1 protein-coding gene is annotated in these 388 nt (G+C 57.7%); it reads right to left on the reverse strand.

Annotated features, from left to right (window positions below; genetic code table 11):
- Positions 1–388 (reverse strand): hypothetical protein (locus A6R74_RS11710; protein ID WP_205634183.1); only part of this gene is annotated, 388 nt, incomplete at both ends.

Below are 388 nucleotides of genomic sequence, written 5' to 3' on the forward strand. Positions count from 1 at the left end.
ATCGGCGTCAGCATCAGCATCAGCATCAGCGTCAGAATCTGCATCGGCGTCTGCATCTGCATCTGCATCTGCATCGGCGTCAGCATCAGAATCTGCATCGGCGTCAGAATCCGCATCTGCGTCAGAATCTGCATCGGCGTCTGCATCGGCGTCAGAATCCGCATCTGCGTCCGCATCAGCATCGGCATCGGCATCAGAATCTGCATCGGCGTCAGCGTCAGAATCCGCATCTGCGTCAGAATCTGCATCGGCGTCTGCATCGGCGTCAGAATCCGCATCTGCATCTGCATCGGCGTCAGCGTCTGCATCAGCATCAGCATCAGAATCCGCATCTGCGTCCGCATCGGCATCAGAATCTGCATCGGCGTCCGCATCGGCATCTGAGTCG

This window comes from Halomonas sp. ALS9 (assembly GCF_001651035.1).
Classification (GTDB): Bacteria; Pseudomonadota; Gammaproteobacteria; order Pseudomonadales; family Halomonadaceae; genus Vreelandella.